The organism is Microlunatus speluncae (assembly GCF_009299835.1).
GTDB lineage: Bacteria > Actinomycetota > Actinomycetes > Propionibacteriales > Propionibacteriaceae > Microlunatus > Microlunatus speluncae.
Window position 1 is genome coordinate 65,255 of the sequence record NZ_VKCZ01000021.1, and the last position, 22,795, is coordinate 88,049.

General features: G+C 70.5%; 18 protein-coding genes. 2 read left to right on the top strand and 16 right to left on the bottom strand.

Features of this window, described 5'->3' with window-relative positions; all coding sequences use genetic code 11:
* Nucleotides 1–15: 15 nt before the first annotated feature.
* The 7 genes from FNH24_RS29815 to FNH24_RS29845 all read right to left on the bottom strand — a co-directional run bounded on the left by FNH24_RS29815 (nucleotide 16) and on the right by FNH24_RS29845 (nucleotide 11,117).
* Nucleotides 16–234, bottom strand: a complete 219-nt coding sequence (locus FNH24_RS29815; RefSeq protein WP_161606392.1) for a hypothetical protein — start codon at nucleotides 232–234, stop codon at nucleotides 16–18.
* A gap of 23 nt (nucleotides 235–257) precedes the next feature.
* Complete coding sequence (locus FNH24_RS29820; protein WP_161606393.1) at nucleotides 258–1,082, bottom strand: aminoglycoside 6-adenylyltransferase; 825 nt, start codon at nucleotides 1,080–1,082, stop codon at nucleotides 258–260.
* A 105-nt stretch (nucleotides 1,083–1,187) separates the two neighbouring features.
* Nucleotides 1,188–2,093 (bottom strand): carbohydrate ABC transporter permease, encoded by a 906-nt coding sequence (locus FNH24_RS29825; RefSeq protein WP_246187146.1) that lies wholly within the window; start codon nucleotides 2,091–2,093, stop codon nucleotides 1,188–1,190.
* 8 nt (nucleotides 2,094–2,101) lie between these two features.
* Nucleotides 2,102–3,055: a carbohydrate ABC transporter permease gene (locus FNH24_RS29830; protein WP_152365914.1), complete on the bottom strand. Its 954-nt coding sequence runs from the start codon at nucleotides 3,053–3,055 to the stop codon at nucleotides 2,102–2,104.
* Nucleotides 3,033–4,613, bottom strand: a complete 1,581-nt coding sequence (locus FNH24_RS29835; protein WP_152365915.1) for an ABC transporter substrate-binding protein — start codon at nucleotides 4,611–4,613, stop codon at nucleotides 3,033–3,035. The genes FNH24_RS29830 and FNH24_RS29835 overlap by 23 nt, the downstream gene beginning before the upstream one ends.
* Nucleotides 4,610–10,123, bottom strand: a complete 5,514-nt coding sequence (locus tag FNH24_RS29840) for a glycosyl hydrolase (RefSeq protein WP_152365916.1) — start codon at nucleotides 10,121–10,123, stop codon at nucleotides 4,610–4,612. Before FNH24_RS29840 ends, FNH24_RS29835 begins: the two co-directional genes overlap by 4 nt.
* 76 nt (nucleotides 10,124–10,199) lie before the next feature.
* Nucleotides 10,200–11,117: an AraC family transcriptional regulator gene (locus FNH24_RS29845; RefSeq protein ID WP_152365917.1), complete on the bottom strand. Its 918-nt coding sequence runs from the start codon at nucleotides 11,115–11,117 to the stop codon at nucleotides 10,200–10,202.
* Between the two features lie 176 nt (nucleotides 11,118–11,293).
* Between FNH24_RS29845 and FNH24_RS29850 the strand changes: the two genes are divergently transcribed.
* Nucleotides 11,294–13,105 (top strand): ATP-binding cassette domain-containing protein, encoded by a 1,812-nt coding sequence (locus FNH24_RS29850; RefSeq protein ID WP_152365918.1) that lies wholly within the window; start codon nucleotides 11,294–11,296, stop codon nucleotides 13,103–13,105.
* Entirely contained in the window at nucleotides 13,098–14,927 is a 1,830-nt protein-coding gene (locus FNH24_RS29855; protein WP_152365919.1) for an ABC transporter ATP-binding protein, read from the top strand. Before FNH24_RS29850 ends, FNH24_RS29855 begins: the two co-directional genes overlap by 8 nt.
* Before the next feature lie 185 nt (nucleotides 14,928–15,112).
* Here the strand turns inward: FNH24_RS29855 and FNH24_RS29860 are convergent, their stop codons facing one another.
* The 9 genes from FNH24_RS29860 to FNH24_RS29900 form a co-directional block, all read right to left on the bottom strand.
* Nucleotides 15,113–16,042 (bottom strand): S66 peptidase family protein, encoded by a 930-nt coding sequence (locus FNH24_RS29860; protein ID WP_152365920.1) that lies wholly within the window; start codon nucleotides 16,040–16,042, stop codon nucleotides 15,113–15,115.
* Nucleotides 16,039–16,299, bottom strand: coding sequence for a DUF4031 domain-containing protein (locus FNH24_RS29865; RefSeq protein ID WP_152365921.1), 261 nt, complete (start codon nucleotides 16,297–16,299; stop codon nucleotides 16,039–16,041). Before FNH24_RS29865 ends, FNH24_RS29860 begins: the two co-directional genes overlap by 4 nt.
* Nucleotides 16,300–16,318: 19 nt before the next feature.
* A complete protein-coding gene (locus tag FNH24_RS29870) occupies nucleotides 16,319–17,026 on the bottom strand; it encodes a copper homeostasis protein CutC (RefSeq protein WP_152365922.1) in 708 nt (235 codons plus the stop codon).
* A complete protein-coding gene (locus tag FNH24_RS29875; protein WP_246187147.1) occupies nucleotides 17,023–18,186 on the bottom strand; it encodes a dipeptidase in 1,164 nt (387 codons plus the stop codon). Before FNH24_RS29875 ends, FNH24_RS29870 begins: the two co-directional genes overlap by 4 nt.
* Nucleotides 18,187–18,258: 72 nt before the next feature.
* Nucleotides 18,259–19,443, bottom strand: coding sequence for an NAD(P)/FAD-dependent oxidoreductase (locus FNH24_RS29880; protein ID WP_152365923.1), 1,185 nt, complete (start codon nucleotides 19,441–19,443; stop codon nucleotides 18,259–18,261).
* A gap of 2 nt (nucleotides 19,444–19,445) precedes the next feature.
* Nucleotides 19,446–19,640, bottom strand: coding sequence for a ferredoxin (locus FNH24_RS29885; RefSeq protein ID WP_152365924.1), 195 nt, complete (start codon nucleotides 19,638–19,640; stop codon nucleotides 19,446–19,448).
* Nucleotides 19,637–20,845 (bottom strand): cytochrome P450, encoded by a 1,209-nt coding sequence (locus FNH24_RS29890; RefSeq protein WP_152365925.1) that lies wholly within the window; start codon nucleotides 20,843–20,845, stop codon nucleotides 19,637–19,639. Before FNH24_RS29890 ends, FNH24_RS29885 begins: the two co-directional genes overlap by 4 nt.
* Before the next feature lie 2 nt (nucleotides 20,846–20,847).
* Nucleotides 20,848–21,759 carry an NAD(P)-dependent oxidoreductase gene (locus FNH24_RS29895; protein WP_152365926.1) on the bottom strand — a complete coding sequence of 304 codons (912 nt, stop codon included), beginning with the start codon at nucleotides 21,757–21,759 and terminating at the stop codon, nucleotides 20,848–20,850.
* Between the two features lie 113 nt (nucleotides 21,760–21,872).
* Entirely contained in the window at nucleotides 21,873–22,694 is an 822-nt protein-coding gene (locus FNH24_RS29900; protein ID WP_152365927.1) for an HAD-IIA family hydrolase, read from the bottom strand.
* Nucleotides 22,695–22,795 lie beyond the last annotated feature (101 nt).

Below are 22,795 nucleotides of genomic sequence, written 5' to 3' on the forward strand. Positions count from 1 at the left end.
AGAGTTGCTGGACCCTCAGGGCTCACAGCGCCAGAGCGCTTCGATCGGCACCGCACGCAGACGCGGGCCGAACGGCAGGGTCTGGGCACCGGTGTAGAGGATGTAACCGGCCACGAACCGATCGCCGGTGATCCGTTGTAGCGCGCGCAGACCCGAGAGGTCGTCGGTCCGAATAGTCGCTCCGGCCTTCACCTCGATCCCGACAACCCGCCCGTCCGGCGTTTCCAGCACCACATCGACTTCGGCCTGGTGGGCGTTCAGCGGCGGAGTGTCGCGTGCAGGTGGGCCAGGACGGCGGTGGAGATCCGTTCCGGATAGTCGGCGCCGACGCGGTCGGCGGCGGCTCGGCCGGCGGTCGCCATGGCCTCGCAGACGGCGAGGTCGGCCTTGATCAGCAGGTCGCGATCTCCCGGCGCGCAGACGGGCAGGGTGCGCAGCACCTCGGCCTGGTCCGGCCGCAGCCGCGCGGTGAACTGCTTGACGCCCATCGGCGGCAGCGGCTGGTTGGTCTCGACGAAGAGGTCGTACAGCAGTTGGGCGCTGACGTGCACGCCGGAATTGGCGCAGAGCAGGTCCTTCCGGCCGTTGATCATGGCCGGGAAGTTGGCCTGGATCCGCCAGAACTCGGTGATCATCGCCGTGATCTTGACCCGGTCCGGGCCCGGCCCGGGCTCCGGAGCCGGGACCGAGCCGGTCAGCTGGTCCCGGTCGATCACCGGGATGCGGCGGCGGTGCGGCGACGCGGAGACCTTGCTCACCGGTTCGATCACGACGTCGATCCGGCACAGGTCCTCGGCCAACGCGTAGATGATCAGCTTCGATCGGGGCAGTTCCTTGGCCAGCAGCACCGGCGTGATCCGGGCCAGCCAGTCGCGCCAGCCGGCGGTGAACTCGTCGAAGTCGTCGTCCCGTACGGCCAGCAGGAGGTCCAGGTCCGACCCGGCATCGGCCGCACCCCGGGCGAGTGAGCCGGAGAGCCAGAGCCCACGGATCCGTGGGTCCGGTTCGGCGACGCTCAGGATCCGTTCGAAGTGTCGGTGGTACGGCGCCGGCAGCGGCTCCAGTGCGGCTCTCGGGTCCATGATCATTCACCTCTCACCCGGTCAACGACCCCTCGATCGTCACACGTACCGCCCGCCCGAACCTAGTGAATGTGATCACATTCACAAACTTTCCTCCGGGGAGGGTCAGCCCTTCATGGCGCCGGCGACGCTCTCGACGAAGTAGCGCTGCAGGACCAGGAACATGGCGATGATCGGGATCAGGGCGATCGTCGCGGCGGCGGCCATCCCGGACCAGTCGTTGAAGTACAGACCCTGGAAGGAGTAGACGCCGACGGCGAGGGTGCGCAGCTCGGGCCGGGCCAGGGTGAGCACCAGCGGCAGCAGGAAATCGTTCCAGGCGTGCATGAACTGCAGGATGATCGCGGTCGCGATCACCGGCTTGGCGAGCGGCAGATAGATCCGGGCGAAGACCCGCGGGAAGCTGGCCCCGTCGAGCATCGCCGCCTCCTCCAGCTCGGCCGGCAACTGCCGGAAGTAGCCGGCGAACAGCAGTACCGCGACGACGTGGGCGCCGCCGGCCTCGGCCAGGGTCAGTCCCCACAGGGTGCCGTCCAGGTTGAGCCGGGAGATCAGGTCGAAGATCGGGATGATCGTGTAACCCTCGGGCAGGAAGATCGCCGCGGCGAACAGTCCGATCACGATCCGCTTGCCGTGGAACCAGTAGCGGCCGAGCACGTAGCCGATCAAGGCCGTGGCCGTCACCGAGATGATGATCGATCCGCCGGTGACGATCACCGTGTTGAGGAAGTACTGGCCGATCCGCGCCTCGGTCCAGGCCCGGACGTAGTTGTCCAGATGCAGTTTGCGGGTCAACGGGTTGAGGGTGCCGAACACCTCGCCGTTGGCCTTCAGCGAGGCGCTGATCATCCAGACGAACGGATAGATCCAGGCCAGCGCGATCGGGATCAAGATCACCAACACGATCGCCCGCCGGAGCCGCTGCCGGTTGCGGTGCCGCCGGCGGCGGCCGGCGGGATCGCCGGCGGGCCGGAGCGGCGCGGTCGCGGTGGCCGGGATCGTCGTCGTCACGTCACCTCCTAGAACTGGCTCCGGGCGCGGGCCACGGCCCGGGCCGCCCACGCCTGGAGCAGCGCGATGAACAGGGTGGCCACGCCGAACAGGCAGCCGGCGGCCGAGGCGTAGCCCAGCCGCGGCACTCCGCCGGTGGTCGAGTTGACGAAGGCGGTCTGATAGATGAAGACCTCGATCACCTGAGTGCTGAAGTACGGGCCGCCCTCGGTCATCGCCTGGACGATCGCGAAGGTGTGCAGGTTGGAGTGCGCGGTCAGCACGATGATGATCACCGCGAACGGCAGCAGCAGCGGCACCGTCAGCTGGGTCAGCTGCTGCCACCGGCCGGCCCCGTCGACCCGAGCCGCCTCGTAGAACTCCTGCGGCACCGTCTGCAGCGAGGCCAGCCAGTAGATCATCGTGATGCCGACGTTCTTCCACACCTGCACGCCGATCACCGTCCACAGCGCCTTGTTCGGGTCGCCGAGGAAGTCCACCGGGACGTTGATCACGCCGATCGTCTCGAGGAACTCGTTCACCGGCCCGTCGTACACGCTGAACACCGAGGACATCACCACGCCGACGATCGCCACCGTGGTCACCGTCGGCAGGAAGAACAGCGTCCGAAACGCCGTCGACAGCCGGCGCACCTGGTTGTTCAGCGCGACGGCGACCAACAGGGCCAAGATCACCTGGATCGGCGTCCCGACCGCCATGAAGACGAACGACCGGCCGAACGCACCCCAGAACAGTTGATCACCCAACAGCTCCGCGTAGTTGGCCCAGCCGACGAACGTGCTGTCGACGGCGATCCCGCTCCAGTCCAGGAACGAGATGTACCAGGACATGATCATCGGGTAGAAGGTGAACATCCCGGCCAGGATCGCCGCCGGGATCATGAACAGATAGCACCACAGCAGCACCCCGGGCCTGACCCGCCGCCGCCCCCGGACAACCTCAACGCTCGTCGTAGTCGGCACTGGTGTAATCCTGCTCCGGATCCCAGTTCCTGAACGTGTAGTCCTCGCGGGAGACCTTGGCTCCCTTCTTCACCGCCGTGGCGATCGCGGCGTCCAAGCCCTGATTGCTCTTGTCCTGCAACTCCTGCAGCGCCCGGTCGATGTCGGTCACCTGGCCGGTGAAGATGCCCTCGACGATGTCGTCCAGGGCGGGCACCACCGGCTTGATCTCCATCGTCACCCGGCCCACCTCGGGATTGACGAAGGCCGGCAACGGCTGCTGCACCAGCAGCTCGCCGAACAGCTTGCGATAGCTGGTCACCGCCGGCGGGAACTCGGTCAGCGTGTTCGCCTTCTCGTTGGCCGCGGGCATCTCCGAGACCAGCGCGCCCTCGGACAGCACGGTCATCGCCGCCTGGCCGTCGACGCTGCCCAGATAGGAGAGCAGCTCGCCGGCGATCGTGCGGTGCGGGCTCTTGGCGTAGATGATGTACGGCGCCGCGGTGCCCTCGGCGAAGCTGGCGTGGTGGAACACCTTGTCGTCCCCGGTGGGCGGCATCGCCACCGAGTAGTTGAAGTCCGGATTGTCCTTCTTCCATTTGGAGATGCACCAGGAGCCCTGCAGCTCCAGGCCGGTCTTGCCCTCCGAGTGCCGGGAGATCTCCAGGTCCTGGCTGAGATTGAGATAGCCGGGAATGATCGAGCCGTCGTCCTTGATCGCCAGCAGCAGCTCGATCGCGCCCTTGAGCAACGGATGGGTCTGTTGATACTCCCCCGTCCTGAGGTTCAGCTCACCACCGGCCAGCCCGGCCCGCTCGGCCAGCCCGAGGGCGACCTGACCCAGCCGCTTGCTGGAGATCATCAGGCCGTAGACGTCGTCGTCCGGGCTGGTGATCTTCTTCGCCACACTGCGCAGCGTCTGCCAGCTGAACGGCTCCGCCGCCGGGTCGTGCTCCGCCTTCTCCAGCAGGGATTTCTCGTAGAAGACGTAGAACCCGTACTGCGAGTAGTTCGACGTCGTCGTCCAGCCGTACGTCTTGCCGTCGAACACGTGGTGGCCCGGGATGAACGCCGTCTCCGGGTAGGCCGCCTTCCACTGCGCGAAGTCGGGGACGACCTCCTCCAGCGGGGCGCACCAGCCGTTGGCGACGGCGATCTGCATCGGCACCTTGAGCGGCTTGGAGAACATGTCCGGCGCGGTGCCGTTGCGGACGCCGAGGGTGACCGCCTCGGCGATCGTGTCCCAGGTGGTCTGCGGGCAGTCGACGGTGATGTTGGGAAACTTCTTGCTGAACGCGGCGAAGATCGGCGGGAGCACGTTGGACCCGTCGGCCACCATCGTCCGGAACGTCACGGCGTCGGTGGGCAGCTCCGCCTTCGGCGCCGGGAATTCGATCTCCGTCTCGCTTCCGCCGCCGGTCGGCGGGTCGGACGTGGTCTGCACCTCGCAGCCGGCCGCGCCGACCGCCAATGCGGCCGCACCGCCGAGGGCCAGCGCCTGGCGACGGCTCAGCGTCCGATCCGCTCGCCGCTCGCGCGCCGGGTGATCATGATCATGGGGTGGTCGGGTGATCGTCATGGCAAGTCCTCCTCGACTCCGCCGGTCCGGGTGATCAGGCGCACCGGGCCGAACAGCCCGGCACGTCGTTGGCCTGGATAGACCATGGGGGTCGGCGAGGTGTCGTCGAGCTGCCCGGCCAGGGTGTTGAACACCACCACCTCGATGGTGTTCTCGCCGATCCGGGTCAGGCCGGTGACGTCGACCGTGTACGGCGACCAGATCCGGGTCCCGGCCGACCGGCCGTTGATCATCACCGCCGCCGTGCCGCGGACCCGACCAAGATCGACTTCGGCCGCCGTGTGCGGCCCCAGCTCGAACTCCTGCCGGTAGCGCACACCGCCGGCGAAGCCGGCCAGGCCCTGCTCGGACCAGTCCCCGGTCCGGATGATCCCGGGGCCGGGACAGTCGAACTCCAGCGGCCCCTGCCAGACGGCTCCGCCGACCGCCCCGCCGGTCGGTGTGATGATCAACTCGAGCACCCGACCGAGCCGCTCCGGGCCGGCCAACTCGATCAGACCCCGCGCGACCGGCACCGGCCGCCCGTCCAGGATCGCGGTGAGTTCGCCGGCCACCGGGTGCAGCCGGACGCTCGTCGCCCCCGGCGGCACGACGGCGCGATAGCTCAGCCGCGGGCGCGGCCCGAACGGATCCGCGTCCGGTGCGACCGGCAGCACGACGCCGGGGTCGGCGGCCGGGCCGCCGAGCCAGCTGCTGGCCGGCAACGGGTGCGGCCGGGTGCGGGTCTGCACGAACCGCGGATCGACCAGCACCCGGCGATCCGGCCGCGCCGGCCGGTCCGGGACGCCGGCCCGCCGCTCCAGCCAGGACCCGTCGGTGATCAGCGGCCGCCGATCACCCCCGGCCAGCACCGCCTCGCCGTCGATCAGCATCGCGACCGGGTTGGTCGCCGGGGCGAAGCTCACCTCGATCCGGTTCCGGCCGGCCCGGAGCAGCCCGCCGACCTCGTACGGCTGGACCCGGGTCCGGCTCCCGTACGGCTCGAAACTGCCGTGGGTGGCGACCGGCCGGCCGTTCACGCTCAGCGTCGCCTCGCCGACGCTGGCCAGCTGCAGGGTCGCGGCGGCGACCGGTCCATCGAAGCTCAACTCGCGCCGGAAGGTCACGCCGGCATCGGGGTCGGGGCAGCCCAGCCACTCGGGCCGGCGATAGCTCGCCGGGTCGGTGACCAGCGCCCACGATCCGCGCAGGGTGCCGCCCGCGACGTCGGAACAGCGCAGTTCGAGCAGATTCGGCCCCGGCGCCGGTTCGACCGGGAAGCAGCGCAGGTAGCCGGCGTCGTCGGGGCCGGCGGGCAGCCGCCGGCCGTTCCACCACACCGCCAGCGCGGCGTTCGCGCCGACGGCCAGGGTGACCGGCGACCCGGACCGATCGCCCACGTCCACGGTGGTGCGCAGTGCCACCGCGGCCCCCGCGCCGACCGAGTCGACCTGGAAGAACTCCTCGGGCACCCGGCCGCTCGGCCCGAGGGTCGGCAGGTGCACCGGGTCCTTCTCAATGCCGTGCGACAGCGAGTAGGCGACCGACTCCCAGCCGTCCCCGCCCAGCGGCCCGCGATGGTCCGGCGGCAACGGCGGCGGCAGCTCCGCCAGCGCGGCCGGGCCGTACCGCCACGCCCACCGGCCGTGCCCGACGAGCACGCTCCGCCGCCGGCCGTCGGGCGTCGCCTGGTCGAGCCGCCACTGCCGGACCACGGTCCCCGAGCCCGCGCCCCCTCCGCTCCCTGGGCCTGCCGAAGGGCCCCGCGGCAGTTGCCCTTCGACAGGCTCAGGGAACGGAGGGGAAGTGGGCTCAGGGAACGGAGGGGAAGTGGGCTCAGGGAACGGAGGGGAAGTGGGCTCAGGGAACGGAGAGGTCGGGGTGAGCGGGTCGTCCGCGTCCCGAGCCGTCGGTACGAGCTCGGCGGCCCAGACCGGATCCAGCTCGTGCGCCTCCCCCGGCGAGGCCGGCGCTGGGCCGCCGACCGCCTCGTCCGCCGGCACCCCCGGCCGCCACACCACGACGGCGAGCGGCGTCTGGTCGAACCGGACCTCGACCCGGCGGCCGTCCGGGTCAGGGCGGTCGGCCAGCGGCGTCGCGGCCCCGCTGTACGGGTCCCACTGCTCGATCGCGGTCGCGTCCGATGGCAGCACGATCGTGCTCGTCGCCCGCCAACGGTCCGGATCGAAGTCGTAGCCGCGGTCGGCCAGGTGGTCCCGCCACGACCGGCCCGGGCCGACCGGCGGCTGCCGGGTCGCGGTACCGTCCGGCGCCGCCGGCAGCACGAGCAGCTCCAGGTCTCCGATCCGGCGGCGCAACGCCAGTTCACCGGTCGCGACCCGCGGCAACAGAGCCGTGACCTCGATCGGATCGTCGACCCGCAGCACCCGGCCGGACGCCGCCAGCTCGGCCAGCCGGGCGCACGCGACCCGGCCGGTGGTGCTGTCGCTCTCGTACGGCACCGGGCCGATCACCAGCACCGTGCCGCCGGACTCGGCGAGCGCGACGAGCTGGCTGGCGGTGGTCTCCAGCAACATCGTGCAGTGCGGCACGATGACGAGGTCGTACTGCTCGGCGGCGATCGTCAGCCTCCCCGCACCGGTCCGGCCGAGGGCGATCGCCTCGTCGTCGAGCACGTCGAAGTCGGTGCCGGCGGCGGCCAGCACCCCCGGCTCGGGCCGGAACCAGGACATCCGCCCGGTCAGGGCCAGATAGCTCTGCTGGGCGCGCCGGGCCGGCTCGAGGTCCCGATCGAGCAGGGTGTGCGCCTGCACGGTGCTGGTCGGATGCAGGACGCCGACGGAGCAGACGTGCCGACCGAGCCCGAGCAGCCGACTGAGCCGGCTGACGGTGTCGGCGAACAGCCGGTAGTGCGCCCAGTAGGGCTGCCGCCAGCAACTGCTCGGCGGTGCCCATTCGAACCAGCCGCCGCGGGTCGAGTAGTAGACGGCGTGCGGGTCGAACAGGGTCGCGCCGGCCAACAGCCAGGGCACCAGCCAGTCGAAGGTCTCCTCCATCGTGCTGCCCCAGCCGGACGAGTGGAACGCCTCGATCCAGACCCGGCGGCCGCCGTGCAGATGCGCCAGCGAGCTGTGGATCTTGGCATCGCCATGATGATCACTGCCCGGCGCGCTGAACCAGCGGTGGGTCCGCGGATAGTCGGCGTACTGACGGACGGTGGCCAGCGGCTCGGCCGCCCGCGACGGGCCCTGCTGGTCGCAGCCCAGCAGCAGACCGTGCCGGTGGTGCCAGTCGTGCAGCGGCTGGAAGAAGGCCTCCTCGGCCAGCTCGGCCCGGACCCGTTGGTAGTCGTGCCGGACCCGCGCCGGCGTCGCCGGACCACCCTCGGGTACGTCCTCGAAGCCGGGCACATCGTCGAACAGGGCGGCCAGCACCGGCTCGATCCGGTAGCCGCAGCGGCGCCGGAACTCCGCGCCGAAGCCGCGGCTCCAGGTCGGCACGGAGGGCAGCTCGTCCTGGAAGGTGCCGGCGATCGTCCGGCCGAGCTCGCCGCCGAGCCGGCGCTCGAACTCGCCGTGCACGATGTCGAACAGGGTCCGGCAGGCCTCCGGGGACAGATAGTCGAAGCCGGTCCGCCGCCGGTAGGCCAGGCTGACCCGGTAGCGCGTGCCGTTCGAAGCATCGGCCGGCACCGTGCAGGACAGCGCCGCGCGGGCCACCTCGAGCGGGATCGGCGTCCCGACCGGCCGGCCCGCGGAGTCGATCGGGCAGGCCCAACCCGCGATCGCCTCACCCAACCCGGCGCAGGTCAGCTCCGCCCGTTCGCCGGGGCCGACCTCGTCCGTCAGCCGCTCCACCGCCTCACCGGCCAGCTCCGGCCGCGCGACCACCAGGTCGCCCTGCAGGTGGGCGCTGGAGAAGCCGAGCTGGTCGTAGAACCAGAGCCGCGTCCCCCGCCGCCGGGCCTCGCCGACCAGACCGGTCCACAGCTCCCACCAGCGCTCGGACAGGAACGGCGGGTCGTCGGCCAGCGCACCGTGCGCCGGACCGGTCGGCGCCAGATTGATCACCACCAGGTTGTGCACCCCGCCGGCGGCGAGCCGGTCGAGCTGCCGGCACAGCCGCGGCAGCGTGACCTCGTCGCCGCTCCACCACCACAACGGGGCCGGCGAGAAGGCCGGGTCGGTCCGGACGAACTCGGCGTGCTCCGGGTGCGCCGACGAGCGGCGCTGCGGAGTCTGGGCCGCATCGTTGATCATGCTGCCGTTGATCTTGCTGCCATTGACCCGGTTGCCGTTGATCACGTTGCCGGTGATCGTCAGCTGCTCGGCGTGCCGGGCGGTGATCGGTACGGTGCCGGAGCTCGGAGCTTCCGACTCGAAGCGGTTGTCGGTGATCATGACCTCACGGACCGGTCCGCCAGCCACCCCGCGCAGGAAGATCACCTCGTTCGAGGGCTCGCCCCGCAGTCCGGTGAAGATATTGCGGCTGATCAGGATCTGCTCGGACAGGATCGGCGCGACCGGGCCCGGCACCGGCCGGACGCTCGGCGGCACCGCGTCGAGATCGGACACGTCGATCGAGAACACCGAGACCGCCCGGATCGCGTCCGGCCGGCGCTGGACGAACACGTTGTCGGTGATGATCAGGTTCTTGATCGTCGGGAAGTGGGTGACGCCCTTCCAGCTGCGGTGATCGTTCAGCGCCTCCGACTCCGCGGTCGGCGGGTCGGGCAGCGGATCGACGACGCGGTTGCCGGTGAAGCTGACGTTCTCGTAGCGGTGGCCTTCGCGGGTGGAGTGCGCGCCGATCGGGTTCGGGCACGGATAGCTGATCCCGTCCACCTCGCGCGGCAGGAACGAACACCCTTGCACCGAGACGTCGCGGGTGAACAGGGCGTCATAGCCGGCGGGATCGTCGGCGACGGACAGCGCACCCCAGCGGGACTGATCGAGCTGGATGCATTCGATCTTGGTGTAGTCGTCGTCCTCCGGGATCAGGAAACCCTCGAACAGGCAGTCCCGGACCGCGACCCGCTCGCAGCCACAGAGGTCGAGACAGTGCCCGGTGTCGCCCTGGAGCTCGACGAAGGAACAGTTCTCGATCAAGACGTCCTGGGCGTGGTGCAGGGCGAAGCCGCAGGCCACGGACCGCCGGGCGAAGCTGCCCCGGAAGGTGAGCCCGTCCACCCGGACCCGGCGCACCCCCGACCCGTAGCCGGTGGCCGGCCCGGACAGGCTGACGAAGTAGGCCGCTGCACCGTCGGTCTTGATCAAGGTCGCGCCGGTGCCGTCGACGTGCAGGTCGTCGGTCAGGCGGAGCGGCTCGTTCAGCAGATACGTCGCCGGCGGGATCAGCAGCGTGCCGCCGCCGGCGGCGGCCACTGCCTCGAGCGCCGACCGGAACGGGGCGGCGTCGTCGGTGACACCATCACCTCTCGCTCCATGATCACGAACGTCGACGACTGGCCCACCGCGCGGCGGCACCGGCGGCTCGGTGGCCTGCAGTCGTTGGGCTTCGGCGGCGGGCGGGACGTCGGCAGCCGGAAGCAACACGTCGTCGTGGAGCACGCCGCCAACTTAAGGAGCCCCACCGCGTTTCACCTACGATCATTCGCGGCGGCCCGACCGATCGTCCGGGTAATGCTCAGATCGTCCGATGCAGACGCCATTCCTTGGGCGTCACGCCGACCCGCGCCTTGAACACCCGGGTGAAGTACCAGGGATCGTCGAAGCCGCAGTTCCGGGCCACGATGGCGATCGTCTCGTGGTTCTCGGCCAGCAGCCGCTGGGCGTGCCGCAGCCGCTGCCGGGTCACCCATTCCAGCGGTGGACAGCCGAGGTGGCGGCGGAACAGCCGGGTCACCGTGGACGGCGAGCACTCGAGCACGCCGGCCAGATCGGCCAGCGACATCGGCCGGGAAAGATCACGGATGATCCAGACCAGCAGCCCGCGCAGGTGGACGGGCAGCGCCGGATCCTCCTCCGGCCGCGGCGGCGAATCGGTGGTCAGCTCGACCATCATCAGCAACCCGAGCGACCGGCTCTCCGCGGTGGTCGGATGCCCACGCCGGAACCGTTCGATGATGAACCGGGCCAGGGCAGCCAACGCCGGCCGATCCGCCTCCGTCGTCGCCGTCACCTCCCGGACCGGCGGCGGCTGCCCGGGCGCCCGGGCCCGTCGCCACTCGACGTCGTACAACGGCTCGTCTGCCTCGTGCGGCGCCTCGTACGCCAGCGCCTCGGTCGCCCGCTGCCACGGGATGACGTGCACGCCGAAGACGAAGAACGGATCCCGCGGATCGGACCGGTAGTCGATCGAGTGGTTCCACGGCATCAGATAGAGCAGTCCCGGCCGCAGCGGATGATCGACTCCGTTGAGCTCGACCACGCCCCGCCCGGAGTGGCAGCCGACCACGGCGATGCTCTGCACCGAGCCGTAGCTGAGCCGATGCCCGGGCTGGAACTGCGTGTGCCCCGCCTGCACGACGAACGGAAACCCGCGCGACCGGTCCCCGGCGGTGGGGACGAGGCTCATCAGGGCCGGCGACGGCAGGTCACTCATCGTGCCCCCATTGTCGCCCACCACGGCAACGGAAAATGGCTCGCCGCACTGCGTCCGGCCCGGGTACCCTCGGCCTCATCTCCAGGCGAACCCTGGAGTCATTCGGCAATCCGACTGGATCGGCCGAGGTGACTCCAGCGTGAGCCGCCCCGGTCGTCATCGAAGGGGTGGTCCAGATGTTTCGGCTGTTGAGGTTCGGCTACGGCAACGCTCGTCGCCCGATGATGATCCTGATCGCGGTGTCCATGATCATGACCGGGTCGACCCTGACATTGGCGTGGTTGCTGGGGCTGGTGGTCGCTGCCGGCCCATCCGTTTCGGCCGGCAGCCAGGACGGCACCTTCGGCTGGCTGGTGGCCGCCGTCATCGTGGTGCTGGTCGGCCGATCGGTCCTTCCGGTCGCTCAGCAACTGGCGGCCGCCGAACTGGCCGTGCGGTTGGACCGTGTCGCCGTGTCCCGGGTGCTGCGCCCGATGCTGGAGCCGCAGCGGATCGACCACCTCGAGGATCCGGCCGTGCAGAACGGGTACGCCCACGCGCGGGGCGTGGACCTGACCACGGTCGGCCATGGGCCCGGGCAGGTGGTGTCGCTGCTGGCGTCCCGACTGCTCGTGCTCGGGTCCGCCGCGCTGATCGGAGTGACCTTCGAATGGTGGCTGCCGCCGCTGCTGATCGGCTCGGTCGCGTTCGTGGAATGGTGGCTGACCCGCTCCACCCGCGCTGAGACGGCAGCCTGGTCCGGGCAGACGGAGGGGCAGCGGCGGGCGACGTATCTGCAGCAGTTGGCGCTGGTCGAGGGCATCCAGGAGTTGCGCATCTTCGGCCTGGCCCGGTGGCTGGCCGACCGGCACTCGGCCGAACGAGACGCGGCGCTGTCGCCGGTCCAACGCAGCCGGTGGCAGCTCGCCTGGACCCGGCTGGGCGTGCTCGGACTCCACCTGGTGGTGCATGCAGCGGCGGTCGTGATCATCGTCAGCGACCTGTGGGCCGGTCAGCTCGACCTCGGTGCGGCCGCGGCAGCAATCTCGGCCGTGCTGCTGATCGCAGCGGCCGCGGACCCCGGCACGGTGGCCCAGGCTCGACGGGCGGACGCGGCATTCCGCTCGGTCGAATCCCTACCGGCCTTGATCGACGCGCACCACCATGATCATGCCGGGGTGACGGTCGATCTTGGACGGGCGCCGGTCAACGGGATCCGGTTCGAGAATGTCGGCTTTCGCTACCCAGGCCGTGATCAGGACACCCTCCGCGGAGTTGAATTGGAGCTCAGGGCCAATGAGGCGCATGCCCTGGTTGGGATCAACGGTGCCGGTAAGTCCACGCTGGTCAAGCTTCTCGCCGGTTGCCATCGGCCGACAGCAGGCCGGGTGACGGTCGACGGGATCGACCTTGCCACCCTCGATCCGGCCTCGCTCGAAGCCTGGCAGCGAAGGATCGCGGCCATCGTCCAGGACTTCGTGCGACTGCCACTTTCCGCGGCGGACAACCTCGCACCCGGCTTCCCAGATCAGGATGGCCGGTCGGAGGCGATCATCCGCGCCGCGCGCCGGGCCGGCATCGACGACGCGATCACCAGAATGTCCGGCGGGTGGAGGACGATCCTGGATCGCAGCGCTCCGGGCGGAGCCGAACTGTCGGGCGGGCAATGGCAGCGGATGGCACTCGCCCGCGCCCTGTTCGCCGTTCAGGACGGTGACGGTGCGGGGCTATTGCTGCTCGATGAGCCGGCCGCGGCGCTCGATGTCCGCGCCGAGTCGGAGCTGGTGCGGCGCTACCTCGAGCTCACCCGGGGCGTGACCTCGTTGATCATCTCCCACCGCTTCGCCGTGGTCCGGGCAGCCGATCGCATCTCCGTTCTGCACGACGGAAGGATCGTGGAATCCGGCCGGCACGATGAGTTGATCGCCCGCAACGGCCGCTACGCCACGATGTTCCGGGCTCAGGCCGACCGCTACACCGAGGCCGAAGAAGAGACCGATCATGCATGACTGGTTCAGTGCCGTCCGACTCTGGCTGACCAGCGGATTCCGGGCGGCGCCCGGCCTGGCCTGCCTCGCGTTCGCCATCCGGCTGGCCGGTGCGGTCGGGCCGCCACTCCAGGTCTACGGCCTCGCGTTGATCATCGACGGTGCGATCGACCACCAGATCGACCCGCTGATCACCGGCTTGGGAATCATCGCGGCCACGCTGACGGTCACCGTGATCATCCAGTCGTTCGAGTACGGCGTCATGCAGACGATGGTCGACCAGGTGCACACCCATCTCAACCATGGCCTGATCACCACGGTCGCGGGCATCCCGGGCATCGAGCATCACGAACGGCCGGACATCGCAGACCGGATCGAGCTGCTGCGGAAGGACGGGCTGTTGCTGACCTTCAGCTTCTCCAGTCTGGTCGGCGTGATCGCCGCGTTGGCCAATGCCGCCGTGGTGCTCGGACTGCTCGGCGTGGTCCACCCGGCCCTGCTGGTGCTGCCGCTGCTCGGCGCGCTGCGGGTCTGGGCCTCGATGATCAGCGGCCGGATCCAGTGGTCGGCCCGGGAGACAACCGCACAGTCGACCCGACGAGCCGACCGCCTCGCCGACCTTGCGGCGGACCCCAGCAGGGGCCTTGAGATCCGCGTCTTCGGTCTGCGGACCATGCTGGTCCGGCAGGTCGACGGGTTGCTCAGCGGCGCCGAGACCCTGCTCCGCCGGGCCGGCCGCGCCGGTGCTGGCTACGAGCTCGCTGCCCGCGTCGCGTTCGGCGCCGGCTATGTGGCCGCGATCGGCTTCGTCGCCTGGCAAACAACCGGCGGATCCGCATCAGGCGGCGATCTCGCCCTGATCATCCTGCTCGGAGCCCGCGTCGAGCAGACGGCGACCGCCGTCGCCGAAGCCACCCGCAACACCGGACAGACCATCCGGGCCTTCACCCGGCTCGCCTGGGTTCGGCGCTACGCCGCCGTGGCCCGGCCCAACGGTGGTCTCGTCACCACTCCGACTCGCATCTCTGGCGGTATCTCGCTGCGCAACGTGAGCTTCAGCTACCCCGGGACGGGCACTCCGGTGCTCCGTGAACTCACGCTCCATCTTCCGGCCGGCGCGACCGTCGCCCTCGTCGGTGAGAACGGGGCCGGCAAGACGACCTTGATCAAATTGCTGACCAAGCTGTACGAGCCGTCCGAGGGAGTGATCATGATCGACCGGACCGAGCTGGCCGGACTCGATCCCGAGACCTGGCGGAGTCGCACCTCGGCCGCGTTCCAGGACTTCGCCCGCTACGAACTGTCAGCACGCGAGGCCGTCGGTGTCGGGGAGTTGTCCCTGCTTCCCGACGATCGGGCGATCCGAGCTGCTCTGGATCGCGCCGCGGCCGGCGGAGTGGTGGATGAGCTGCCGCGCGGCCTGGCCACCCAACTCGGCAGGCGTTTCACCTCCGGGGTCGACCTGTCCGGCGGTCAGTGGCAGCGCCTCGCGCTCGCCCGAGCCTTCCTCCGGCCCAGCCCGTTACTGCTGATCCTCGACGAGCCGACCGCGGCGCTGGATCCCGAGACGGAGTACGCCCTGTTCGGTCGCTATGCCGCGGCCTCGGCCGAACTGGCCGCCGCGACCGGCGGTGTCACGTTGCTCGTGTCACACCGGTTCTCGACCGTACGGATGGCCGACCTGATCGTCGTGCTGCACGAAGGACGGATCGTCGAATCCGGTGATCACCGGCAACTGCTCGCCGCCGGCGGCCGCTACGCCGACCTGTTCCGCCTCCAGGCCCGCGCCTACGGTGACGGCTGGGGGAAGGGCGCGCCGAACCTTCCCGATACGCGCTCGTGATCAACAGTGCACGAATAGTGCAGGATGCGCCGATCCGGCGGCGCCGCGACTCCGGTGCCACGCCGGTCGGCGCAGGCTTGGATCGGGTACCCGCAAGAGACCGGCTGTCCCCCGACAGCTGGGTCTCGCCGCCCCTCTCCTCTTCCGAGGGAGGGGCGGTTTCACGTGGCCGGGAGCCGGGCCGATCAGCGGCCGGGCCGGCCGAGGACCAGTGATCCGCCGTCCGGGCCCGCGGTCAGGGTGACCTCGGCGCCGAGTGGGAGGGTCAGGTTGCGTTCGCCGTGGCCGGCTTCGACTCCGGTGATCACCGGGACACCGAGCCCGGCGAAGCGGTCCTCGAAGAGTCGCTGGAGTTGATCTTCGTCGTCGGTGTCGGTGAACTGGCCGATGATGATCCCGGTGATCGCGGACAGCCAGCCGGAGCGGAGCAGCTGGGTGAGCATCCGGTCCACCCGGTAGCCCTCCTCGTCGATGTCCTCGAGGAACAGGATGCTGGGCCGGTCTGGGGCCGGGTCGACGCCGAGACTGCTGGCGACCAGGGCCAGGTTGCCGCCGATCAGCAGGCCCTGGGCCGTGCCCGGCACCAGGGTCGAACCGGTGGCGAGTTCCGTGCCCGGCTTGGCCGGCTCGAAGATCAACCGGCGCAGCTGTTCGACCGATGGCGGGTCGGCCAGCTGGGCCACGGCGGCGGCAACGGCCGGCGAGTGCAGGGTCACCTGGTCCAGTTCGCGGCCGATCCGGTCGTGCAGGGCGGTGATGTCGGAGAAGCCGAGGAAGTGTTTCGGTCCGGCGGCCCGGAGCGCGTCGAAGTCGATCAGGTCGATCATCCGCTGCGCCCCGTACCCACCACGGGCGGCCCAGACGGCGGCCACCTCCGGGTCGCTCCAGGCCGCGGTCAGCTCGGCCGCCCGGGCTTGATCATCCGCGGACAGGTAGCCGAGTCGATCATGGACGCCGCTGGTGTTCGGGCCGAGCTTGATCACCAGGCCCCAGGACTGCAGCAGGTCGACGCCGCGCTGCAGCCGCTCGGGCCGGATCGGGCCGCTCGGGGCCACGACGGCGACCACCGAGCCGGGCCGCAGCGGCTCCGGCCACTGTCGGGGTGGATGGGTCATTCGTCCGCCTTCCTTCGGCGCAGCCCCGCGTCCCGGAGCAGCTCGACGATCCGTCGGGTGGGCACCGGCCGGGCTCCGGCGGCGACCACGGTCTCGTAGCGTTCCTCGATCACGTCGTAGTGATCACGTTCGAAGGCCTGGCGCGGGATGCCGACCAGCTCGGCGAAGTCGTGCAGTTCCTGGTACGAGACGTCGCTGATCAGATGGGACCAGAGCCGGCCGTGGCCGGGCCAGGTCGGCGGGTCGATGTAGATCATGCCCGCGGCCCTGGATCGTTCATGACGGCGCGGCCCGGCTCACCGCGTCGTCGACCAGCCGGCGCCAGGTCCGGACCAGTTCGGGATCGATGTAGGCCTTCCAGGAGCCGGTGGGCCGGACCGACGACCCGACGTGGAACGCGGTGACCCCGGCCCGGGCCAGCCAGGGCACGTGCTCGGCCTTCAGGCCACCGCCGGCCATGATCAACTTCCGGGCGAACGGATTCTGCTTCGCCCGCGCGACGAGCTCGTCCAGCCCCTCGGCCACGGTCCGGACCGATCCCGCGGTCAGCACCTGATCAAGGTGCGGCAGCTCCTGCAGCGCCCGCCAGGCCCGGTCAGTCCAGATGCTGGAGTCGATCGCCCGGTGGAAGGTCCAGCCGAAGTCGATGTCCTCGATGACCTCCCGCAGCACCGGAAGATCGACTTCGGTGTCGGAGTTGAGGAAGCCGAGGACGACCCCGTCGGCGCCGAGATCGCGATAGGCCGAGATCAACTGCTTCAGCCGTACGATCTCGGTGGCGTCGGTCGAGAACCCCTCGCGCAGCCGCAGCATCACCCGCACCGGAAGGTTCGTCGCCCGGGTGACCTGGCCGACCAGCGCGGGCTCCGGCGACAGGCCGTCGTGCTCCATGGTGCCGACCAACTCGATCCGGTCGGCGCCACCCTCGGTGGCACGCTTCGCATCCGCCGGATGCAGCGCGATCACCTCGAGCAGACCGGTCACTCCCCGTTCCCGTCGAGGTCGGTGATCTTGGCCAGTGACGGGCCGGTGCGCTGCCGCAACTCGGCGGCGACGATCTCCGCCTGGCCGAAGGTGCGGACGACATTGCCGTGGGCGATCTTGGTCAGATCCTCGTCGCTCCAGCCGCGCTCCCGCAGCGCGTCGAGCAACGCCGGATAGCAGGACACGTCCTCCAGGCCGGTCGGGCCGGCGGCGATGCCGTCGTAGTCGCCGCCCAGTCCGAGGTGATCGATCCCGGCCACCTCGCGGACGTGCTCGCAGTGCGCGACCACGTCGGCCAGCGCCGCCGTCGGGGTCGGGCCGAGCTCGGCCCGCAACGCCTTCGCCGCCTCGCGATCCTCGCCGTTGATCCCGGCCGCCTTCGCGCGCCGCTCCACCTCCACCCAGTAGCTGCGCAGCTCCGGGTTGATGAAGTGCGGCACGAAGGTGATCATGCAGGTGCCGCCGTTCTCGGCCAGCCGGGCCAGCACGTCGTCCGGCACGTTGCGCGGATGATCACAGACCGCCCGAGCCGATGAGTGGGAGAAGATCACCGGGGCCGCCGTCTCGTCCAGCGCGGCGTGCATGGTCGCCGGGGCCACGTGCGACAGGTCGACCAGCATCCCCAGCCGGTTCATCTCCCGCACGATCTCGCGGCCGAACGCGGTCAGCCCGCCGGCCTGCGGCTCGTCGGTGGCCGAGTCGGCCCAGTCGGTGTTGTCGTTGTGGGTCAGCGTCAGATAGCGGACGCCGAGCCGGTACAGGCTGCGCAGCACCCCGACCGAGTTGTCGATCGAATGGCCGCCCTCGGCCCCGAGCAGACTGGCGATCTTGGTCCCGCCGGTGAGCGCCGCATCGAGCTCCGTGGCCGTCCGGCACAGCACGAAGTCGTCGCCGTACCGCTCCACCATCGTGTGCACGCCGTCGATCTGCTCCAGCGTCGCGGTCACCGCCTCGCCGGCCGGCAGGTCGCTCGGCACGTAGACCGACCAGAACTGACCGCCCACCGCGCCGCGGCGCAGCTTCGGCAGGTCGGTCTGCAACTCCGGCTGGTCCACGGCGATGTCGATCCGGCCGAAGTCGTAGGAACGCTTGCGCATCTCCCAGACCAGATCGTTGTGCCCGTCGACCACCAGGGTCCGTGCCGTTTCCGGTCCGCTCACGCCTGCCTCACCCTCGTCTCTCCTGAACGCCCGACCACTGTAGCCGCCGGTCGGCGGCGGCGGGCCGAGACGTCAGGACGCTTCCGCGGCGACGGCCTCGGCCCAGGGCGCGCGGGCCGCGACCAGTCGGCGATAGCGGAGCAGGTCGCGCGGCAGCCCACAGCCGATCGCGCCGGCCACCCGGTCGCCGCGCCGGACCAGCGCGACGAAGCGCCGGTCCGCAAGGCTGCCCTGCACCAACTGCCGCGGATCCTCGGGCCGGAAGGTCCCGTAGCTCTGCAGCTTGAGGTCGTACTGGTCGGTCCAGAAGTACGAGGTCGGGGCGTACGGTTCGTCGGCGCCGAGCAGATTCCGGGCGACCCGGATCGCCTGCTCGGTCGCGTTCATCCGGTGCTCGACCCGGATCGGCCGGCCGCCGTCGGGATCGGGCCAGGCCGCGACGTCGCCGGCCGCGTAGACGTCCGGCGCTGCCAACAGCCGGTCGTCGCAGACCACCCCGGCGGACAGCTCGAGGCCGCTACCGGCCAGCCAGTCCGTCACCGGCTCGGCGCCGATAGCGGCGACCACGCAGTCGGTGATCACCGTCGAGCCGTCCGACAGCCGCGCCGCCCGGCCGTGCGGATGCGGCTCGAAGCCGGTGACCGCGACCCCGCAGCGCAGGTCGACGCCGTGCTCCCGATGCAGGTCGGCGATCATCGCCGACAGGTCCGGACCGAGTGCCGCGAGCGGGCCGGGAGCGGGATCGACCAGCACCACCGGCACGTCCTGCTTGGTCAGCGACGCGGCGATCTCGGTGCCCAGGAAGCCGGCGCCGATGATCAACACCCGGGTCGAGGCGAGCGCGCGCTGCCGCAGGGTCAGGGCGTCGTCGACGGTCCGCAGCACCTGGACGGCGTCATGATCATCGGCGCCGGGATCGAGGCGCCGCGGCCGCACGCCGGTGGCGATCACCAGCCGGTCGTAGGCCACGGTGGCGCCGTCGGCCAGCCCGATGATCTTGGCGTCCAGATCCAGCCCGGTCGCGGCGACTCCCAGCCGAAGGTCCACCTCCAGCTGCGGCCAGCGATCGGCCGCGAGCAGGGTCACCCCGGCGGCGTCCAGGTCGCCGCTCAGCACGGCCTTGGACAGCGGCGGCCGGTCGTACGGCAGGTGCGGCTCGGCCCCGATCAAGGTCAGTTCGCCGTCGAAGCCGCCGGACCGCAAGGCCTCGACCGTCGTCAGCCCCGCGGCGGAGGCGCCGACCACGACAATCCGCATGATCAGCCGTCGGCGAGGTCGATCGCCCGGGCCGGGCAGAGCCGGGCGGCGTCGCGGGCCGCTTCCTGCAGCGCCGGCTCCGGCTCCGGCGCCAAGAGCTCGACCAGCCCGTCGTCGTCCTGGTCGAAGACGTCGGGCGCGGCGACCACGCACTGGCCGCCGCCGACACATTTGTCCCGGTCGGTGATGATCTTCATGACCCTGCCTTCCCTTCGATCCGGTCCCAGGTGACCGGAAGCTCCTGCAGCCGCAGGAACGAGTATTCGCTGACGGTCAAGGCCTCGGCCGGCACGGCGAGCCGGATGGTGGGCAGCCGGCGGGTCAGATTCTCCAACACCACACTGAGCTCGAGCCGGGCCAGGGGCTGGCCGAGACACTGGTGGATGCCGAACCCGAACGCGACATGGTGCCGGGCGTCGCGGTGCAGGTCGAACCGGTCCGGATCCGCGAAGGCCGCCGCGTCCCGGTTGGCACCGGCGGTGACCGGGATCAGCCCATCGCCGGCCTCGATCCGCTGCCCGCCGAGCTCGAACGGCTCGACCGCCAGCCGGGTCGGCGAGATGTGGAAGATGCTGACGTAGCGCAGCAGCTCCTCCACTGCCGCCGGGATCAGCTCCGGGTCGGTGATCAACTCCTGCCACTGATCACGGTGCCGGAGCAGGGTGACCAGCCCGAGTCCGATCATGTTCGAGGTCGTCTCGTGCCCGGCAGTGATCAACAACCGGACGGCGTGCAGCAGCTCCTCCGGGCTCAGCACCTCGGCCGACTCGCTGTGCACCAGTTGCGAGACCAGGTCGTCGGCCGGGTCCCGGCGCTTGGTCTCGATCAGGGCCGCGGCGAAGTCGAGCATCTCGCCGGTCGCCGCCCGGACCGTGTCGGGGGCGGTGGTCAGGGTGTTGCGGCGGCCGTCCAGCTCCTGGAAGAAGCTCCGCTCCGACAGCGGCAGCCCGAGGAAGTGGCAGATCGTCCGGGCCGGCACTTCGACCGCGAAGGACCGGACGAAATCGACGGGAGGCGTCGCCTGGCTGAGCTCGGTGATCAGATCGTCGACGATGCCCTGCACCACCGGCCGCATCGCCGCGACCCGTTTGACCGCGAAATAGCGGGTGAACACCCGGCGGATCCGGGCATGATCGGGATCGTCGAACGTGACGAAGGACGGGTCGGCCCGCTCCAGCGCCTCCCGACTCGGGCTGGAGAACGGGAACTCCGTCCGCCGCCGGTCGGCGCTGACCTTGGTGCTGGACAGCACCTCCCGGACCTCGTCGTAGCCGACGACGAGCCAGGCCGTACGGCCGTCGTACAGCCGGACCCGACGCACCTTCTCCGGCCCGCTGTAGTCGGCCGGCGGGTCGAACGCCGACCGGCGGGCCAGCGGAAACGCCGGAACGGTGTCGGTCATGATCAGCTCTCCTTCTCCGTGGCGGCGACGACGGCGAGCCGGGCCATGTCCCGCCGGGAATCCTCTGAATACCAGGCGACATGGGGCGTGATGATCACCGCGGGGTGATCGAGCAGGGCCCGGGGCGGCGCAGGTTCGCCTTCCACCACATCGAGTCCGGCCGCCGAGACCTGATCGGCCGCCAGCGCGGCCAGCAGGGCGGCGGTGTCGATCAACCCGCCCCGGGCGGTGTTGATGATCACCGGGCGGCGGCGCATCCGGCCGAACGCGACCGCGTCGAGCAGGTGCCGGGTCTGCTCGGTCAGCGGGGCATGCAGGCTGATCAGGTCGCTGATCGCCAACAGCTCGGCCAGCTCGACCCGCTCCCGGCGCGGCGACGGCGGCTCGACGTACGGATCCGTGTAGACGATCCGCAGGCCCAGTGCCTCGGCCCGGTCGGCGAACGCGCCGCCGATCGCCCCCAACCCGATCACGCCGAGCGTCGCCCCGCGCAGTCGGCGCACCCCGGAATACTCGGCGCCCAACCAGTTCCGGCCGGCCTGGGCGACGAAGTGCGGCAGCCGCCGGGCCGTCGCGAGCATCAGCAACAGCGCTTGGTCGGCCACCTCCTCGGTCCCGTACCCCGGCGTGTTGACCACCCGGATGCCGCGTCGCGCCGCATGATCGAGATCGATCAGGTCCAGACCGATGCCGGCCCGGACGATGATCCGCAGGTCGGGGTATCGATCCATCGTCGCGGCGTCGAACGGGTGCCCGCCGATGATCATCGCCGCCACCCGGTGCGGTCCGGGATCGCCGGGCCGGACCACGGTCCACTCCGACCTGACCCGAGCTGTCGCCGCCGCCCGCTCGAGCTCACCCCGGAGCGACGGCAGGGACCGGAGCAGATCCTCGTACACTCCCAGTCCGGGCACGCCGTCGCCTCTTCCACGTGGAAATCCGTTCCATGCGGAATATGTCAGCGGCCCCGTTCCATGTCAACGCCTCGACCTCGCCGAGCTGACGACCACCCGGTTCACAAACCGGCTCAGTCGGCGGAGAGCTCGGCGGTCTCGGCGGGGAGCAGGTCGGCGACGAGGGCGGTGACGTCGGCGATGGAGTCGACCACGCGGGTCGGGCGGTACGGGAAGCGGCCGATCTGGGCTTCGCTGGTGGAGCCGGTGAGCACCAGGATCGTCCGCAGCCCGGCCTCGATCCCGGCGATCACGTCGGTGTCCATCCGGTCGCCGATCATCACGGTGGACTCCGAGTGCGCCTCGATCCGGTTCAGGGCCGAGCGCATCATCAACGGGTTCGGCTTGCCGACGTAGTACGGGTCGATGCCGGTCGCCCGGGTGATCAGGGCGGCGACCGAGCCGGTGGCCGGCAGCGAGCCGTCCTGCGACGGCCCGGTCGCGTCGGGATTGGTCGCGATGAAGCGGGCGCCGCGCTCGATCAGCCGGATGGCCTTGGTGATCGCCTCGAACGAGTAGGTCCGGGTCTCCCCCAGCACGACGTAGTCCGGATCCTGCTCGGTCTGCACGAAGCCGGCGTTGTGCAGGGCCGTGGTCAGCCCGGCCTCGCCGATCACGTACGCCGAGCCGCCCGGACTCTGCTCGCCGAGGAACTGTGCGGTCGCCAGGGCCGAGGTCCAGATCTTGTCCTCCGGCAGATCGATCCCGCCGGCCAGCAGCCGGGCCCGAAGATCACGCGGGGTGAAGATCGAATTGTTGGTCAGCACCAGGAACCGGCGTTCGTAGTGCTGCAGGGCGGCGATGAACTCCGCCGCGCCGGGGATCGCGCGTTGCTCGTGCACCAGCACGCCGTCCATGTCGGTGAGCCAGCACTCCACTGCCGATCCGTCATTCATGACGCCCACGGTAGTGGTGACCGCGTGGCCGGCGTGATCGCGAGCCGCCGATCCGCCATCATCGAGGGCGGACGGCGACGACGACCTCGGAAAGGAACAGC

What these genes read in the sequence shown, in the direction of transcription:
- FNH24_RS29820 (WP_161606393.1), bottom strand. Translation starts at nt 1,082, where the DNA reads ATGGACCCGAGAGCCGCACTGGAGCCGCTGCCGGCGCCGTACCACCGA.
- FNH24_RS29835 (WP_152365915.1), bottom strand. Translation starts at nt 4,613, where the DNA reads ATGACGATCACCCGACCACCCCATGATCATGATCACCCGGCGCGCGAG.
- FNH24_RS29845 (WP_152365917.1), bottom strand. Translation starts at nt 11,117, where the DNA reads ATGAGTGACCTGCCGTCGCCGGCCCTGATGAGCCTCGTCCCCACCGCC.
- FNH24_RS29850 (WP_152365918.1), top strand. Translation starts at nt 11,294, where the DNA reads ATGTTTCGGCTGTTGAGGTTCGGCTACGGCAACGCTCGTCGCCCGATG.
- FNH24_RS29855 (WP_152365919.1), top strand. Translation starts at nt 13,098, where the DNA reads ATGCATGACTGGTTCAGTGCCGTCCGACTCTGGCTGACCAGCGGATTC.
- FNH24_RS29860 (WP_152365920.1), bottom strand. Translation starts at nt 16,042, where the DNA reads ATGACCCATCCACCCCGACAGTGGCCGGAGCCGCTGCGGCCCGGCTCG.
- FNH24_RS29865 (WP_152365921.1), bottom strand. Translation starts at nt 16,299, where the DNA reads ATGATCTACATCGACCCGCCGACCTGGCCCGGCCACGGCCGGCTCTGG.
- FNH24_RS29880 (WP_152365923.1), bottom strand. Translation starts at nt 19,443, where the DNA reads ATGCGGATTGTCGTGGTCGGCGCCTCCGCCGCGGGGCTGACGACGGTC.
- FNH24_RS29885 (WP_152365924.1), bottom strand. Translation starts at nt 19,640, where the DNA reads ATGAAGATCATCACCGACCGGGACAAATGTGTCGGCGGCGGCCAGTGC.
- FNH24_RS29890 (WP_152365925.1), bottom strand. Translation starts at nt 20,845, where the DNA reads ATGACCGACACCGTTCCGGCGTTTCCGCTGGCCCGCCGGTCGGCGTTC.
- FNH24_RS29900 (WP_152365927.1), bottom strand. Translation starts at nt 22,694, where the DNA reads ATGAATGACGGATCGGCAGTGGAGTGCTGGCTCACCGACATGGACGGC.